The sequence below is a fragment of the Cribrihabitans marinus genome, assembly GCF_900109035.1.
In the GTDB taxonomy this organism is placed as follows: domain Bacteria; phylum Pseudomonadota; class Alphaproteobacteria; order Rhodobacterales; family Rhodobacteraceae; genus Cribrihabitans; species Cribrihabitans marinus.
The window spans coordinates 79,337-95,457 of the sequence record NZ_FNYD01000009.1; the positions used below are offsets into that span (position 1 = coordinate 79,337).

Sequence of the window (16,121 nt, forward strand, 5' to 3'; positions counted from 1 at the left end):
AGTGTCATGTTCCGCCGCTATCGGTTCGGCGAAACCCAACCTGCAAGCGACTCAGGAGCCACGCACATGACCGGTATCGACCTCACCACCCTCTCGGCGGACGATTGGGACGAGATGACATTTCCGCGCCCCGAAGAAAACGAGTTCGACCGGGTGGTCGAGCGGTCGTTGTCCCGGCGCGGGTTTCTGGGCGGCGTGCTGGCCTTCGGCTCCGGCGCGGCGGTGATGGGCAGCGGTCTTCTGTCCAGCAGCGCGGCGCGGGCAATGGAGGCCAGCCGGTTCCCGTTCACGCCGATCCCGATCCAGACCGATGACGAGATCCACCTGCCCGAGGGCTATGGCTGGCAGGTGCTGGCGCGCTGGGGCGATCCGCTGTTTTCCGACGCCGAAGGTTATGACGTCGCCGAAGGTGGCCCGGTGGAGCACTCGGACCGGGTCTTTGGCGAGAATACGGACGGGATGGAGACATTCTCCTATCGCGGCCACCAACTGATCGCCATCAACCACGAATACACCAACCGCAAGATCAACCTGCCGGCCGGGCAGGAGGGCACACCCGCCAGTGAGGGCGACGTGCGCAAGCTGCAGAACCTGCAGGGCGTGACGGTGATGGAGGTCCGCGAGGGCGAGAAGGGCTGGGAGGTTGTCCGGGACAGCCCCTTCAACCGCCGGATCCACCACAACACGCCGATGAAGCTCGTCGGGCCGGCGGCCGGGCATGACCTGCTGAAGACGGACGCCGACCCGACCGGAACCGCCGCGCTGGGCACGCTGAACAATTGCGGGTCGGGCCGGACGCCCTGGGGCACCTATCTGACCTGCGAAGAGAACTTCAACGGCTATTTCGGGGCCACCGGCGAGATCGACGTGGCGGGGCCGGTTCAGGCGGGTTTTGAGCGCTATGGCATCGGCGCCGACGGCTGGGGCTATGACTATCACAAGTGGGATGCGCGGTTCGATGTCTCGGCAAACCCCAACGAGCCGCATCGCGCCGGCTGGGTGGTCGAGATCGACCCGACCGATCCCGACAGCACCCCGGTCAAACATACCGGCCTGGGCCGGTTCAAGCACGAGAATGCCGAGGTCGTGCTGGCCGCGGACGGGCGCGTGGTGGTCTATATGGGCGACGACGAGCGCGGCGAGTTCCTCTACCGCTTCGTGTCGAACGGCGTCTACCGGCCCGGCGGTTCGACCGAGGGGCTGCTGGATGACGGCACCCTGTCGGTCGCGCGGTTCGACGAGGACGGCACCGGTGAATGGCTGGCCCTGACGCCCGAAAGCACCGGCATGGAGGCGGCCGAGATCCTGATCTTCGCCCGGATGGCCGGATCGGCGGTGGGCGCGACCACGATGGACCGGCCCGAGTGGATTTCGGCCAATCCCCATGCGGTCGAGGCCTATTGCTGCCTGACCAACAACAAGAACCGGGGCGTGAAACCCAATGCCGGCGGCGACGAGACCCCGGCCAACGGCCCCAACCCGCGCGAGACCAACCGTTACGGCCAGATCGTGCGCTGGCGGCCGCATGACGACGACCATGCGGCGGATACGTTCGATTGGGATCTCTACGTGATGGCGGGCAATCCCGAGGTCTATGACAACGCCTATGGCGGGTCCGAGAACATCACGCCCGGCAACATGTTCAACTCGCCCGACGGCATGGCGTTCGACAGCGCCGGTCTGGTCTGGATCCAGACCGATGGCGACGACAGCAACGAGGGCGAATTTGCCGGGCAGGGCAATAACCAGATGCTGGCCGGCGATCCGGTGACCGGCGAGATCGCGCGGTTCATGACCGGGCCCAATGGCTGCGAGGTGACGGGCCTGGCCTGGTCTGCGGACCGGCGGTCGATGTTCGTGGGAATCCAGCATCCCGGCGGCAGCTGGCCGGACGGCACCGGGCTGCCCCGCTCCTCGGTGATCGTGGTCAAGCGCGCCGATAACGGCCTGATCGGCTGAGGCCGGCGCGGGGGTCACGGCCCCCGGCGGTCAGCCGCCGGGGATCATCTTGAGAAACCCGCGGATCACGCGGAGATCTCGGCGCATGGTCAGGTAGACCAGCGTTTCGGTCATCTCCAGCGTGACACCGGCCAGCGCAAACCGCTCGATCCGCGGATCGTGGCCCATCTCGGCCTCGGAGGTGAAGCCGATGCCGCCGCCGGTGGCCACGATCTCGCGCATGGCCTCGCGCCCCTCGACCTCGATCGCGGGGCGCAGGCGCAGACCGGCCCGGCGGGCGGCCTGCTCGACCATCTGCCGCGTGTGCGATCCGGTTTCGCGAAAGACCAGCGGGTGGTCCGCCAGATCCTCCAGCGACAGGGATTTCGTACCGCGGGGCAGCAGCCCGCGCGCGGCGATTCCGACGATGGGCGATGCGCCCAGGGTCACGGCTTCCAGGTCGGGGGCGGATTCGAAGCTGCCCAGGATGCCGATCTCGGCATCGTAGTTGCGCAGGGCGGACAGGACCTGCCCGGAATTGCCGCTGCTGATCTGCACGAAGACATCCGGGTGACGGGCGCGGAAGGCGCGCAGGATACCGCTTACATGCAGCGCGGAATCGGCGACGATCCTCAGCGTGCCGTGCACCGCCGCCCGCGACTGGCGCAGGTATTCCGATATCCCCTCCTCGCATTCGAAGAAGCGCTTGGTCAGCAGCAACAGCTCCTCGCCCGCCTCGGTCAGGCGGATGCGCCGTCCCTCGCGGTGGAACAGCAGCACGTCGTGATCCTGCTCCAGCCGGCGCACCTGTTCGGACAGCGACGGCTGGCTCTGGTTGAGCGCGGCGGCCGCGCGCGAGAACCCGCCCTGAAGTGCGACGTTGTGAAAGGCGCGAAGCTGCGTGTAGCGCATGGCAGGTATATCCACGAAACCTATGGTTGGATAGAATATGGTGATTTTACATATAGGTCGGTCGCGGTCAATCTGCCCGCACATCCTGACCGTGGAGCCACCCCATGACTTCTGCCGAGCCGTTTCCGCCGCCGCGCCTGGGAGAGCCCTACCTGCTGACGCCGGGGCCGCTGACCACCGCCGAGGAGGTCAAGCAGGCCATGCTGCGGGACTGGGGCAGCTGGGACGATGATTTCCGCGCCATGACCCGCGACATGCGCGACCGGCTGCTGGCGATGCTGGGGCCGGGCAATGCGGATTACGATTGCGTGCCGATCCAGGGCTCGGGCAGTTTTGCGGTCGAGGCGATGCTGGGCAGTTTCGTGCCGCGCGACGGCAAGGTGCTGGTGCTGGCCAACGGCGCCTACGGGCAGCGTGCGGCAACGACGCTGGACTATCTGGGCCGTGACAAGGTGGTTCTGGACAAGGGCGACTACCTGCCGCCGCGCGGCGACGAGGTGGCGCGGATCCTGGCCGACGACCCGGCGATCTCCCATGTGCTGGCGATTCACTGCGAGACCAGTTCCGGCATCCTGAACCCGATCGAGGAGATCGCGGCGGCGACCCGCGGGGCCGGGCGCAAGCTGCTGATCGACAGCATGTCGGCCTTTGGCGCGCTGCCGCTGAACCCCGCCGAGCTGGAATGCGCGGCCTTCGTATCCTCGGCCAACAAGTGCATCGAGGGCGTGCCCGGCTTCGGCTTCGTCATCGCCCGGACCTCCGAGCTTGAGGCGGCGCAGGGCAGGGCGCATTCGCTGTCGCTGGATGTGCATGCGCAATGGGCGCATATGGAAAGGACCGGCCAATGGCGGTTCACGCCGCCGACCCATGTGGTTGCGGCCTTCGTCACCGCGCTGCGCCTGCACGAGGCCGAGGGCGGGGTCGCCGCGCGCGGTGCCCGCTATGTCCGCAACCGCGATGTGCTGGTCTCGGGAATGCGCGCGCAGGGGTTCGAGACGCTGCTGAATTCGCACTGGCTGTCGCCGATCATCGTCACCTTCTTCTGCCCCGCCGACCCGGCATTCGAGTTCGGCCGGTTCTACGAGCTGATGAAGGACAAGGGATTCATCATCTATCCCGGCAAGCTGACGGTGGTGGACAGTTTCCGCCTGGGCTGCATCGGGCGGATGGACGAGCACGTGATGCGCCAGGTGGTCGAGGCCGCCGGCGATGCCCTGGCCGAGATGGGGGTCGCCAGCGCCGCCCCGCCGGCCAAGGCGCTGGAAGAACGCAAGAAACTCGCTGCCTGATACGAAGGATAAAAGGACCATGCCCATTTCAACCGAGGTCACGGCAAACGGCCGAACCTATCCCGCGCCGCGCGTCTGCGCGGTCGCGATCTGCCTGGACGGCTGCGAGCCCGCCTATCTGGACGTGGCCATCGCCGAGGGGCTGATGCCCAATCTCAAGCGCATCCGCGAAACCGGCACCGACCGGCTGGCGCATTCGGTGATCCCGTCCTTCACCAACCCCAACAACCTGTCAATCGCCACCGGGCGGCCGCCCGCCGTACACGGCATCTGCGGCAATTACCTGTTCGAGCCGGAGACCGGCGAAGAGGTGATGATGAATGACGTGCGCTTCCTGCGCGCGCCGACGGTGTTCTCGAAATTCTACGAGGCCGGGGCACGGGTCGCGGTGGTGACGGCCAAGGACAAGCTGCGCGCGCTGCTGGGCGCGGGGCTGCGCTTTGACGAGGATCGGGCGATCTGCTTTTCCTCCGAGAAATCCGACCAGGCGACCAGGGCCGAGAACGGTATCGAGGATGCCAGCGCCTGGCTGGGCCGCCCGGTGCCCGAGGTCTATTCCGCCGACCTGTCCGAGTTCGTGTTCGCTGCCGGCGTCAAGCTGTTGAAGGACTGGCAGCCCGACCTGATGTACCTGTCGACCACCGACTACATCCAGCACAAGTTCGCGCCCGAGCAGCAGGGCGCCAAGGACTTCTATGTCATGTTCGACCGCTACCTGGGCGAGCTGGACGCGCTGGGCGCGGCGATCGTGGTGACGGCGGATCACGGGATGAAGCCCAAGCACGATGCGGCGGGCGCGCCCAATGTCGTCTATGCGCAGGACCTGCTGGACGACTGGCTGGGCACGGCGGCCGCGCGGGTGATCCTGCCGATCACCGACCCCTATGTGGTGCATCACGGGGCGCTGGGCGCGTTTGCCACCGCCTATCTGCCCGAGGGGGCCGATACCGCCGACATCATCGCCCGGCTGCAGGCGGTGCACGGCATCATCGAGGTGATGGACCGCGACGCGGCGGTGCGCCGCTTCGAACTGCCGGCCGACCGGATCGGCGACATCGTGATGATCTCGGGCGAGACCATGACCATCGGCACCTCGGAGAATCGGCACGACCTGGCCGCCCTGAAGGAGCCGCTGCGCAGCCACGGCGGGCTGACCGAGCAGGAGGTGCCGTTCATCGTCAACCGGGTGCTGGAGCTGCCCGGCGCGCCCGAGCTGCGCAATTTCGACGCGTTCCACTACGCCTGTGCCGCGGCGGCGTTGCAGGAGGTTCCGGCATGAACAAGCCCCAGGCCGCCATCCGCAACGAGGCCATGCGCATCGGCGGCGAAAAGGTGTTCACCGATGCCGTGGTCGAGGTGCGCTATCCCTATACCGACGAGGTGATCGGCACGGTGCCCGCCGGCGGCGCCCAACATGCCGCCCGCGCGTTCGAGATCGCCGCGGGGTATACGCCGACACTGACCCGCTACGAGCGCCAGCAGATCCTGTTCCGCGCCGCCGAACTGATCCGCGCGCGCCGCGAGGAGATCGCACATTGGCTGACGCTGGAGCTGGGCATCTGCAAGCAGCATGCGCTCTATGAGGCCGGGCGCAGTTATGACGTGTTCACGCTGGCCGGTCAGCTGGCGATCCAGGATGACGGGCAGATATTTTCCTGCGACCTGACCCCGCATGGCAAGGCGCGCAAGATCTACACCAAGCGCGAGCCGGTGCGCGCGATCAGCGCGATCACCCCGTTCAACCATCCGCTGAACATGGTCGCGCACAAGATCGCGCCGGCCATCGCCACCAACAATTGCGTCGTCTGCAAGCCGACCGAGTTGACGCCGCTGACCGCGATCACCCTGGCCGACATCCTCTACGAAGCGGGGCTGCCGCCCGAGATGTTCCAGATCGTCACCGGCTGGCCGGCCGATATCGGTGACGAGATGATCACCAACGAGCATATCGACATCATCACCTTCACCGGCGGCGTGCCGGTCGGCAAGATGATTGCAGGCAAGGCAGGCTACAAGCGCACCGCGCTGGAGCTGGGCGGCAACGACCCGCTGATCATTCTCAACGACCTGGATGAGTCCGACCTGGAAGAGGCCGCGACCATCGCCGTGGCCGGCGCGACCGGCAATTCCGGGCAACGCTGCACCGCGGTCAAGCGGATCCTGGTGCAGCAGGGCGTGGCCGACCGGATCGTGCCGATCATCCTGGAGAAGGCCAGGGCGATCCGCTTCGGCGATCCGATGGATCCCGAGACGCAGCTGGGCTGCGTGATCCATGCCCAGGCGGCCGAGATGTTCGAGAAGCGCGTTCACATGGCGGCCGAGCAGGGCGCCGAGGTGCTCTATGATCCCGGCCGCCAGGGGGCGCTTTTGCCGCCCATCGTGGTCGATCACGTGCCGCATGACAGCGAGTTGGTGATGGAGGAGACCTTCGGCCCCATCGTGCCCATCGTGCGGGTGCCCGACGACGACGCCGAGGTGATGCGGATCTCGAACGCCACGCCGTTCGGCCTGTCCTCGGGCGTCTGCACCAACGATTTCCGGCGCATGCAGGCCTATATCGAGGGGTTGGACGTGGGCACGGTAAACATCTGGGAACAGCCCGGATACCGGATCGAGATGTCGCCCTTCGGCGGCATCAAGGACAGCGGCAACGGGGTCAAGGAAGGCGTGCTGGAGGCGATGAAGTTCTTCACCAACGTGAAGACCTATTCGCTGCCCTGGCCGTGAGTACGACGCTGCATACAGAAGGCGAGTCGAACACCTCGGAAGCGCGGGCCGACTGGGCGGCGCGCGAGCGGGACGGGCCGACGCGCGCGCTGTTGCGGCGCGACGCCGACGCCTTCCTGCACCAGTCGCTGTCCTCGCCCTGTGTCTCGACCATCGCGCGGGCCGAGGGGATCTGGATCAAGGATACCGCCGGGCGGCGGTTCATGGATTTCCACGGCAACTCTGTGCATCACATCGGCTATGGCCACCCCCGCCTGGTGGCGGCGATCAAGGACCAGCTGGACAGCCTGCCGTTCAGCCCCAGGCGGTTCACCAATGACGTCTCGGTCGACCTGGCCGAGCGGCTGGGCGCGCTGGCGCCCGAAGACCTGTCGCGGGTGCTGTTCACCACCGGCGGGTCGGATGCCAACGAGGTGGCGCTGCGGCTGGCGCGGGCGGCCACCGGCCGGTTCAAGACGCTCAGCTTCTGGGATGCGTTCCACGGCGCGGGGTTCGGCGCGGCCAGCGTGGGCGGCGAGGCCACGTTCCGCAGCCATGTGGCCGGGCCGCTGCTGCCGGGGGCCGAGCATGTCGCGCCATTCAACTGCTATCGCTGCGCCTACGGGCATCCGGGACCCGAGCATTGCGGGCTGGCCTGCGCGAAGATGGTCGATTTCGTCCTTGGCCGCGAGGGCGATGTGGCCGCGGTGATCGCCGAGCCGATGCGCGCGGTGCCAGTGGTGCCGCCGCCGGGGTACTGGGCCGAGGTGCAGGCCGCCTGCCACAGGCATGGCGCGCTGCTGATCATGGACGAGATCCCGACCGGGCTGGGCAAGACCGGGCGCATGTTCGCCTTCGACCATGACGGGATCACGCCGGATATCGTGACCCTGGGCAAGGCGCTGGGCGGCGGCATCCTGCCGGTGGCCGCGGTGATCGCCCGCGAGGGGCTGAACGTCGCCGGCGACTTCGCCATCGGGCATTACACCCACGAGAAGAACCCGGTCACGGCGCGCGCCGCGCTGACCACGTTGCAGATCATCGAGGACGAGGACCTGGTCGCCCGGGCCGCCGAGCTGGGCCGGCACGCGCTGGAGCGTCTGCACACCGATCTGGAGGGCTGCCCGATCGCCGGCGACATCCGTGGGCGCGGCGCGATGTTCGGCGTCGAGATCGTGCGCGACCGCGACAGCCGCACACCCGCGCCGGAACTGGCCGAACGGATCTACTATGCCTGCCTGGCGGCCGGACTGTCTTTCAAGATCAGCGCCGGGAACGTGCTGACCCTGTCGCCGCCGATGACCATCGAGCGCGCCGATCTGACCCGGGCGTTGGACATCGTGCGCGACGCGGTGCAGGACGCGGCGCGATAGCCGCTCCGGTGAACCCTGTCACTCGGACTGGCAATCCGTTACTGTCGCTGGATAAATTTTGTGGTGGCCCCGGCGGGGGGCCGCCCGTTTCAAGCAAAAGGCCGGAGTCCGCTCGTCGATGGCGATACTGACCTTCATCGTGCATCTGGCCGGGGCCACGATGCTTCTGCTGTTCGCGGTGCGCATGGTGCGGACCGGAATCGAGCGCGCGCTCGGCCCGGCCTTCCGAACCCTGGTGACCACCCCGCGCGGGCCGGTGCCGGCGGCGGCGATGGGCATGGTGCTGGCCATCGTGCTGCAAAGCTCGGCGGCGGTAGCGCTGCTGGTCGCGGGTTTCGCCGGGGCCGGAGGGCTGGCCTTCGCCACCGGACTGGCCGTGATCCTGGGCGCGGATCTGGGCTCGGCCCTGCTGATCCAGGTGCTGTCGCTGAACCTGCAGGAGGTGATACCCGTGCTGCTGGCGGTCGGTGGGGTGATGTTCCTGCGCTCGGAGCGGCGCAACCTGCGCCAGGCCGGGCGGATCATCCTGGGCATCGCATTCATTCTGATCGCGCTGGAATTCCTGCGCGAGACGATGGAGCCGATCCGCGACAGCCAGGTGCTGCCGGCAGTAGCCGCGTATCTGGAGCGCGACTATGTGACCGCGTTTCTGGCCGGCGCGGCGCTGGCCTTCATCATGCATTCCTCGGTCGCCGCGATCCTGATGTGCGTCACCGTGGTTGCCACCGGGGCGTTGCCGGTTGCGGCGGGGCTGTCGCTGCTCCTGGGGGCCAACCTCGGGTCGGCGCTGATCCCGGTGTGGTTGTCGCGGGCGATGGAGCCGTCCGCGCGCCGCCTACCGGCGACCAACCTGGCATTGCGCGGGGCCTGGGCCATCGTCGCGCTTCTTCTGGTCAACCGTCTGCCGGTGCTGGACACGTTGCCCGCGATGCCGCCGGGGCAGGCGCTGGTCGTGGTTCACGTGCTGTTCAATGCCGTCCTGCTGGTCGTGGCGCTGCCGTTCTGCGCGCTGGTCGAGCGGCCTGCGCTGACCCTGTTCCCGGATCTGCCGGTGCCGCCGGAAAGCGAGGTGCCGCTGCACTACCGCTCCTCCCTGGACCCCACGGCGCTCAGCCGGCCGGCAATCGCGCTGGCCGGGCTGCGGCGCGAGGTGCTTCGGATGGAGCAGGTGGTCGAGGAGATGATGACGCCGGCGATGGAGCTGTTCAGCGAATTCGACCGCGCCCGGATGAAGGCGATCCGGGCCAAGGACAGCATCGTCAACGAGGCGCTGGACGGCGTGCGCCGCTATGCCGCCGGTCTGCCCTCGGACAAGATGCGTAAATCCGACGAGAAGGAACTGCGCGAACTGCTGGAATACGCCATCGCGCTCGAGGCGGCGGGCGACATCGTGGTCAAGTCGCTGCTGCCGCTGGCCGCCGAAAAGGCCGAGAAGGGCCTGCGCTTTTCCAAGGAAGGCCAGCGCGAATTGCAGGCGCTGCATGACCGCGTTCTGCAGAACATGCGGCTGGCTGCCCAAGTTCTGGTCTCGAACGACCCCGAGAGCGCCCGGCTGCTGCTGACCGAAAAGGACGAGATGCGCCGCCTGCACCGGGCCAGCCGCAAGAAGCACCTGCAACGGCTGAGCGCCGGCGAACAGGTCAGTTTCCAGTCCAGCGACGTGCACCTGGAGACCGCGCATGCGCTGAAGGAATTCAACAGCCAGATCACCGCCGTTGCCTATCCGATCCTGTTCCGCGAGGGGCAGCTGCTGGACACAAGGCTTATCGCCAACATGGACGACGAACTGGCCGACTAGTTCGCCGAGCGCACGAATCGCGCGCGCGCGACCGCGCGCCGGCGCGTCGTAAGGTCAGCGATGAAAAGTTGCTTGTGACCCAAGGTCGTGCGCAACTTTCGGTGGAATCCTGCGCCTTGGGCTTTGCAGCCATGATCCTGCCTGCAAGCTGCTTGTCACTTGGCGAATGGCGGCGTTACCTTTGCCCATCGAAACGAACCCAGGGAGGGATTCTGATGTTTCACAGAACCATGAAGTCCGCACTGCTATCGGCCACGATCGTGGCCGGCATGGCGGGCGCGGCCAGCGCCGCGACCTACATGCGCGGCAATGACGGCAACCCCGAGACGCTGGACCAGCACAAGACCTCGACCGTGGCCGAGGCCAACATCCTGCGCGATCTCTACGAGGGCCTGGTGGTCTACACCCCCAGCGCCGAAGTGGCCCCTGGCGTGGCCGAGGAATGGGAAGTGTCGGATGACGGTCTGACCTATACCTTCAAGCTGCGCGAGGATGCCATGTGGTCGAATGGCGATCCGGTCACAGCGCAGGATTTCGTCTATTCGCTGCAGCGGATCATGAAGCCCGAGACCGGCGCGAAATACGCCAACATCCTCTATCCCATCGAAAACGCCGAGGCCGTCAACAAGGGCGAGGCCGAGCCCGAGTCGATGGGCGTCACCGCGGTCGATGACAAGACGCTGGAGATCAAGCTGGGCCAGCCGACCCCGTTCTTCATCGAGCTGCTGACCCACCAGACCGGCCTGCCGGTGCATCCCGCCTCGGTCGAGGAGCATGGCGCCGATTTCGTGCAGCCCGGCAAGATGGTGTCGAACGGCGCGTTCGTTCTGGACGCGAACATCCTCAACGACAAGATCGTGCTGAAGAAGAACGAGAACTTCCACGGTGCCGACGACGTGGCCCTGGACATGGTGAACTACCTGCCGTTCGAGGACCGCGCCACCTGCGTGCGGGCCTGGGAAGCGGGCGAGGTGCACAGCTGTTCCGACCTGCCGGCCGAGGATATCGCACGTCTGAAGGACGAGCATGGCGACGCGGTGCGCGTGGCGCCCTATCTGGGCACCTACTACTATGCGTTGAATCACGAGGACGAGTTCCTGGCTGATCCGGAAGTGCGTCAAGCGCTGTCGATGGCGATCGACCGCGTGTTCCTGGCCGAAGAGATCTTCCAGGGCACGATGGTGCCGGCCGAGAGCTTCGTGCCGCCGGGGATCGGCAACTACAGCGGCGGCTCGCCCGAGATCGAGTATTTCGGCATGTCGATGCTGGACCGCGAGGACAAGGCCGCCGAGATCCTCGAAGCCAAGGGCGTGAGCCCCGACAGCCCGGTCACGATCGAGCTGATGTACAACACCTCGGAGAACCACAAGAACGCGGCCACCGCGATCGCCGACATGTGGTCGAACCTGGGCGTGAATGTCGAGTTCAACGTGCGTGACGCCTCGGCCCACTACGCGCATCTGCGCGACCGGGGCGATTTCGACGTGGCCCGCGCTGGCTGGATCGGGGATTACTCCGACCCGCAGAACTTCCTGTTCATGGTCGAGTCGGACAATGACGGGTTCAACTATGCCCGCTATGACAACGCCGAATACGACCAGTTGATGGACGAGGCGGCGGCCGAAACCGACCTCGAGAAACGGTCGGAGATCCTGAAGAAGGCCGAGGCGCTGTTCATGCGCGATCTGCCCTTCATTCCGCTTCTCTACTACTCCTCGCGTTCGCTTGTGTCCCCCAACCTGTCGGGCTGGGAAGACAACATCCAGAACGTGCACGCATCGCGTTATCTGAGCCTCTCGGAATAAACGCATCGGGCGGCGCCGGGCAGCAATCCGGCGCCGCCGCATTTTCACGCACATCCCACCGGCGATCCAATGCTCAGCTATGCACTCAGGCGGCTTCTGTCCGCCATTCCGACGCTATTCATCATCGTCACCGCAGCCTTCTTCATGATGCGCATCGCGCCCGGCGGCCCGTTCGACCAGGAGCGCACGCTCGAGGCCACGGTGATGGCGAACCTCAACGCCACCTTCGGCCTCGACAAGCCGTTGTGGCAGCAATATGCGATCTATCTCGGCAACCTGTTCCAGGGCGACATGGGTCCGTCCTTCATCTATCGCGACAAGCGCGTGCACGAGATCCTGGCCGAAGGTCTGCCGATCTCGATGCAGCTTGGCGCGACCGCTCTGGTGCTGGCGCTGGTGCTGGGATGCCTGCTGGGCTCGATGGCGGCGCTCCGGCAGAACACCCGCACCGATTTCGGCGTGATCGCGGTGGCGACCTTCGGCATCACGGTGCCGAACTTCGTCGTGGCCCCGGTGCTGAGCCTGGTCTTCGCGGTGATGCTGAGCTGGCTGCCGGCGCAGGGCTGGGGCAACTGGAACCAGATGCTTTTGCCGGTGATCGCGCTGGCCCTGCCGCAGGTCGCCGTGGTCACGCGCCTCATTCGCGGCTCGATGATCGAGGCGCTGCGGTCGGACCATGTGCGCACCGCGCGCGCCTATGGCCTGCCGGCGCGGATGGTGGTGGTAAAGCACGCCCTCAGGGCGGCGATCCTGCCGGCGATCAGTTATCTGGGACCGGCAGCGGCGGCGCTGCTGACCGGTTCGATCGTGGTCGAGCAGGTGTTCAACCTGCCGGGCATCGGGCGCTACTTCGTTCAGGGCGCGCTCAACCGAGACTATACGCTGGTGATGGGCACGGTTGTGATCGTCGCCATCTTCGTCGTCGTCTTCAACCTGATCGTCGATCTTCTTTACGCCGTTCTCGACCCGAGGGTGCGCTATGACTGATATGCCAATTGATACCGCCCCGCGGCCCGATACCAGCCGCTCGCTCTGGGCCACCGCAATGCTGCGCCTCAAGCGCAACAAGGCCGCGATGGCCTCGATCGTCGTGCTGATCGTGCTGGCGATCGCCGGGGCCTTCGGCCCGCTGGTGGCACCGCATTCCTATTCCGAGGTCTACCCGGAATTCGTCAAGGTGCGGCCCTCGCTGCAACCCTATCCGCAGGCCGAACAGGTCATCCCCGCCGCCGAATCCGCCCTGCGACGGGCGCGTGTCGACCTGGGCGGCATCGAGGTCGAAGACGGCAAGGTGCGCATCCCGGTCTCGAGCGATAGCCGCGACCTGGACCCGCGCATCTCGCGCTATCTCGACCGGTCGGATGTGTTCTCGAATGCCGAACTGACCATCGATGCCGCCGATCCCAAGAAGGGCATGATGGAGGCTTCGGTGCAGGAACTCTATTTCATCATGGGCACGGATGCCAACGGGCGCGACCTGTTCTCGCGCATCCTGATCTCGTTGCGCATCTCGCTGATGATCGGCGCGCTGGCCACGGCCGTCGCGCTGGTGATCGGGGTGGCCTATGGCGCCACGGCCGGCTTCGTCGGCGGCCGCATCGACAACGTGATGATGCGGTTCGTGGACGTGATGTATTCGCTGCCCTTCGTGTTCTTCGTGATCCTTCTGGTTGTGTTCTTCGGGCGAAACCTAGTGCTGATGTTCCTGGCCGTGGGCGCGGTCGAATGGCTGGACATGGCGCGGATCACCCGGGGTCAGACGCTCAGCCTGCGGCGACGCGAATTCGTGCAGGCGGCCGAGGCGATGGGCGTCTCGAGCGGGTCGATCATCAAGCGCCACATCATTCCCAACACCGCCGGGACGGTCATCATCTACATGACCCTGCTGATCCCCAAGGTGATCCTGCTGGAAAGCTTCCTCAGCTTCCTGGGCCTCGGTGTGCAGGAGCCGCTGACCTCGCTGGGCGTGCTGATCTCGGAAGGCGCCAAGAACATGCGCAACGCGCCCTTCATGCTGTTCTATCCGGCGGCGACGATGACCGTGCTGCTGTTTGCGCTGAACTTCCTGGGCGACGGGCTGCGCGATGCGCTCGATCCCAAGGACCGCTGAGATGGAGACGCAGATGACCCGAGAACCCGTTCTGGAAATCGACGACATCCGCGTCACCTTCGACACGCCCGACGGGGCGGTCGAGGCGGTGCGCGGCGTGTCGATGCGTGTGGGCCAGGGCGAGACCGTCGCCGTGGTCGGCGAAAGCGGATCCGGCAAGAGCCAGGTGATGATGTCGGCCATGGGGCTTCTGGCCTCGAACGGGCAGGCCACCGGTTCGGTGCGCTATCGCGGACAGGAGATCCTGAACCTGCCCACCGACAAGCTCAACAAGATCCGCGGCGCCAAGATCACCATGATCTTCCAGGAGCCGATGACCTCGCTCGATCCGCTCTACACGATCGAGGATCAGCTGTGCGAGCCGCTTATGATCCATGGCGGCAAGTCGCGCGGCAAAGCCAGCGCGCGGGTGCTGGAGCTGCTGAAGCTGGTGCAGATCCCCGAACCCGAGCGCAAGATGAAGGCCTATCCCTACGAGCTGTCGGGCGGGCAGCGGCAGCGGGTGATGATCGCCATGGCTCTGGCCAACGATCCCGACCTGCTGATCGCGGACGAGCCGACAACGGCGCTCGACGTGACGATCCAGGCCGAGATCCTGCACCTGCTGGCGGACCTGCAGAAGCGGTTGGGCATGTCGATCCTGTTCATCACCCATGACCTTGGCATCGTCGAGGCATTCGCCGACCGGGTCTATGTGATGCGCCACGGCAAGTTGGAGGAGGAGGGCGAAACCGCCCAGATCTTCAACGCGCCCGTGACCGAATATACTCGGATGCTGCTGGATGCCGAGCCGTCGGGGACCAAGGCGGCGCCGGCACAGGACGCACAGGTGATGCTGGAAGGGCACGGCGTCAAGGTGACCTTTGGCCAGCCGGCGGGCTTCCTGCGCAAGGACACACAGTTCACCGCCGTGCGCGGGATCGACGTGGCGCTGCGCCAGGAACAGACCATCGGCATCGTCGGCGAAAGCGGATCCGGCAAATCGACGCTGGGTCGGGCGTTGCTGCAGTTGCTGCCGGCCGAGGGGCGCGTGGTCTACCTGGGGCACGAGATCGGCGGGCTGGACCGCAAGGGGATGCGACCCTATCGCGACGGGCTTCAGATGGTGTTCCAGGACCCCTATGGATCGCTGTCACCGCGCATGACCGTCAGCGAGATCATCACCGAGGGGCTGCTGGTGCACGAGCCGGGCCTGTCGTCCAAGGAGCGCGCCAAGCGCGCGGCGCAGGCGTTGGAGGATGTCGGGCTGGAGCCGTCGATGCGCAACCGCTTCCCGCACGAGTTCTCGGGCGGTCAGCGGCAGCGGATCGCCATCGCCCGCGCGGTGGTGCTTCGGCCCAAGGTGATCGTTCTGGACGAGCCGACATCGGCACTGGACCGGTCGGTGCAGAAGCAGGTGATCGAACTGCTGCGGCGGCTGCAGAAGGAACACGCGCTGTCCTACCTGTTCATCAGCCACGACCTGGCCGTGGTGCGGGCGCTGTCGGATTACGTGATGGTGATGAAGGACGGCGCGGTGGTCGAAGAGGGCCAGACCGAACAGGTGTTCGACAACCCGCGCGCATCCTATACCCACGAGTTGATGCGCGCAGCCTTCGACCTGCGCGGGATCCTGCGCGAGAAGCTGGCCTAGCGGGCCAGCGCCTGGGCGATCCGGTCCGCCAGGGCCGAGATCGCCCGCCCGCCGGCGTCCGCGATGGCGGCGGGGTCGGTGCCGGTCAGCGGCACCCGGATGTCGAACCGCTCCAGCCTCTCGCGCAGAACCCCGTCGGGCGAGGCCAGCGCCATCTGCCCGGCCAGCGCGAAAGTGCCGTCCGCGGCCGCCAGCATCCGTTCCACCCGGACATCCACCCGCACCTGGGCGGGATCGGCCAGCGGCCAGGGTTCGGCCGCGACGGTGGCGCTCGACCGGTCGTCCAGCGCCAGCGCCAGGGCCAGGGTCACGCCACGCACCGGATCGTCGGCCCACAGGCTGTCGGGCACGTCGCGCAGCGCGCCGTCCGGCTGCTGGCTGACGATCTCCTGCGCCGCGGCATAGCTGGGCAGCGACACGTCGCGCACCTCGACCGTCGAGACCCGCGCCTGCCGCTGGGCGGCGGATGCGGGCGGGTCGAGCTGGAATCGCGCGGAATTGTCTGCGCAGGCGGCCAGCAGGACCAGCAGGGGGACGAGGGCTCGCAGGAAACTCAT

Annotated in this window: 12 protein-coding genes; 10 read left to right on the forward strand and 2 right to left on the reverse strand. The window is 66.7% G+C overall.

Annotation, left to right across the window (positions count from 1 at the left end; translation table 11 throughout):
* Positions 1-66 precede the first annotated feature (66 nt).
* Entirely contained in the window at positions 67-1,959 is a 1,893-nt protein-coding gene (locus BMX57_RS15430; RefSeq protein WP_092369068.1) for a PhoX family protein, read from the forward strand.
* Between the two features lie 30 nt (positions 1,960-1,989).
* Here BMX57_RS15430 and BMX57_RS15435 read toward each other — a convergent pair whose 3' ends face one another.
* Complete coding sequence (locus BMX57_RS15435; protein WP_092369071.1) at positions 1,990-2,850, reverse strand: LysR substrate-binding domain-containing protein; 861 nt, start codon at positions 2,848-2,850, stop codon at positions 1,990-1,992.
* A 104-nt stretch (positions 2,851-2,954) separates the two neighbouring features.
* Here BMX57_RS15435 and BMX57_RS15440 point away from each other — a divergent pair, with 104 nt between their 5' ends.
* The 9 genes from BMX57_RS15440 to BMX57_RS15480 all read left to right on the forward strand — a co-directional run bounded on the left by BMX57_RS15440 (position 2,955) and on the right by BMX57_RS15480 (position 15,564).
* The gene (locus tag BMX57_RS15440) at positions 2,955-4,139 is read left to right on the forward strand and encodes a 2-aminoethylphosphonate--pyruvate transaminase (protein ID WP_092369075.1); all 1,185 of its coding nucleotides are present in this window, start codon (positions 2,955-2,957) and stop codon (positions 4,137-4,139) included.
* A gap of 19 nt (positions 4,140-4,158) precedes the next feature.
* Positions 4,159-5,418 (forward strand): phosphonoacetate hydrolase, encoded by a 1,260-nt coding sequence (gene phnA / locus BMX57_RS15445; RefSeq protein WP_092369078.1) that lies wholly within the window; start codon positions 4,159-4,161, stop codon positions 5,416-5,418.
* Positions 5,415-6,866, forward strand: a complete 1,452-nt coding sequence (phnY, locus tag BMX57_RS15450) for a phosphonoacetaldehyde dehydrogenase (protein ID WP_092369081.1) — start codon at positions 5,415-5,417, stop codon at positions 6,864-6,866. The genes phnA and phnY overlap by 4 nt, the downstream gene beginning before the upstream one ends.
* Entirely contained in the window at positions 6,863-8,218 is a 1,356-nt protein-coding gene (gene pbfA / locus BMX57_RS15455; protein ID WP_229724260.1) for a (R)-1-hydroxy-2-aminoethylphosphonate ammonia-lyase, read from the forward strand. The genes phnY and pbfA overlap by 4 nt, the downstream gene beginning before the upstream one ends.
* Before the next feature lie 118 nt (positions 8,219-8,336).
* Positions 8,337-10,016: a Na/Pi cotransporter family protein gene (locus BMX57_RS15460; protein WP_092369087.1), complete on the forward strand. Its 1,680-nt coding sequence runs from the start codon at positions 8,337-8,339 to the stop codon at positions 10,014-10,016.
* 215 nt (positions 10,017-10,231) lie between these two features.
* Complete coding sequence (locus BMX57_RS15465) at positions 10,232-11,821, forward strand: peptide ABC transporter substrate-binding protein (protein WP_092369090.1); 1,590 nt, start codon at positions 10,232-10,234, stop codon at positions 11,819-11,821.
* 69 nt (positions 11,822-11,890) lie between these two features.
* Positions 11,891-12,808 carry an oligopeptide ABC transporter permease OppB gene (oppB, locus tag BMX57_RS15470; protein ID WP_092369093.1) on the forward strand — a complete coding sequence of 306 codons (918 nt, stop codon included), beginning with the start codon at positions 11,891-11,893 and terminating at the stop codon, positions 12,806-12,808.
* Positions 12,801-13,931: an ABC transporter permease gene (locus BMX57_RS15475; protein ID WP_092369096.1), complete on the forward strand. Its 1,131-nt coding sequence runs from the start codon at positions 12,801-12,803 to the stop codon at positions 13,929-13,931. Before oppB ends, BMX57_RS15475 begins: the two co-directional genes overlap by 8 nt.
* A gap of 13 nt (positions 13,932-13,944) precedes the next feature.
* On the forward strand, positions 13,945-15,564 hold the full coding sequence (locus tag BMX57_RS15480; protein ID WP_092369321.1) for an ABC transporter ATP-binding protein: 1,620 nt from the start codon (positions 13,945-13,947) through the stop codon (positions 15,562-15,564).
* Here the strand turns inward: BMX57_RS15480 and BMX57_RS15485 are convergent.
* Positions 15,561-16,121 carry a PqiC family protein gene (locus BMX57_RS15485; protein ID WP_092369099.1) on the reverse strand — a complete coding sequence of 187 codons (561 nt, stop codon included), beginning with the start codon at positions 16,119-16,121 and terminating at the stop codon, positions 15,561-15,563. The two genes, BMX57_RS15480 and BMX57_RS15485, sit on opposite strands and share 4 nt — an antisense overlap.

Coding starts and splice junctions, on each gene's coding strand:
- phnA (WP_092369078.1), top strand. CDS start 4,159: ATGCCCATTTCAACCGAGGTCACGGCAAACGGCCGAACCTATCCCGCG.
- BMX57_RS15465 (WP_092369090.1), top strand. CDS start 10,232: ATGTTTCACAGAACCATGAAGTCCGCACTGCTATCGGCCACGATCGTG.
- oppB (WP_092369093.1), top strand. CDS start 11,891: ATGCTCAGCTATGCACTCAGGCGGCTTCTGTCCGCCATTCCGACGCTA.
- phnY (WP_092369081.1), top strand. CDS start 5,415: ATGAACAAGCCCCAGGCCGCCATCCGCAACGAGGCCATGCGCATCGGC.
- BMX57_RS15480 (WP_092369321.1), top strand. CDS start 13,945: ATGACCCGAGAACCCGTTCTGGAAATCGACGACATCCGCGTCACCTTC.
- BMX57_RS15430 (WP_092369068.1), top strand. CDS start 67: ATGACCGGTATCGACCTCACCACCCTCTCGGCGGACGATTGGGACGAG.
- BMX57_RS15440 (WP_092369075.1), top strand. CDS start 2,955: ATGACTTCTGCCGAGCCGTTTCCGCCGCCGCGCCTGGGAGAGCCCTAC.
- BMX57_RS15485 (WP_092369099.1), bottom strand. CDS start 16,121: ATGAGTTTCCTGCGAGCCCTCGTCCCCCTGCTGGTCCTGCTGGCCGCC.
- BMX57_RS15460 (WP_092369087.1), top strand. CDS start 8,337: ATGGCGATACTGACCTTCATCGTGCATCTGGCCGGGGCCACGATGCTT.
- BMX57_RS15475 (WP_092369096.1), top strand. CDS start 12,801: ATGACTGATATGCCAATTGATACCGCCCCGCGGCCCGATACCAGCCGC.
- BMX57_RS15435 (WP_092369071.1), bottom strand. CDS start 2,850: ATGCGCTACACGCAGCTTCGCGCCTTTCACAACGTCGCACTTCAGGGC.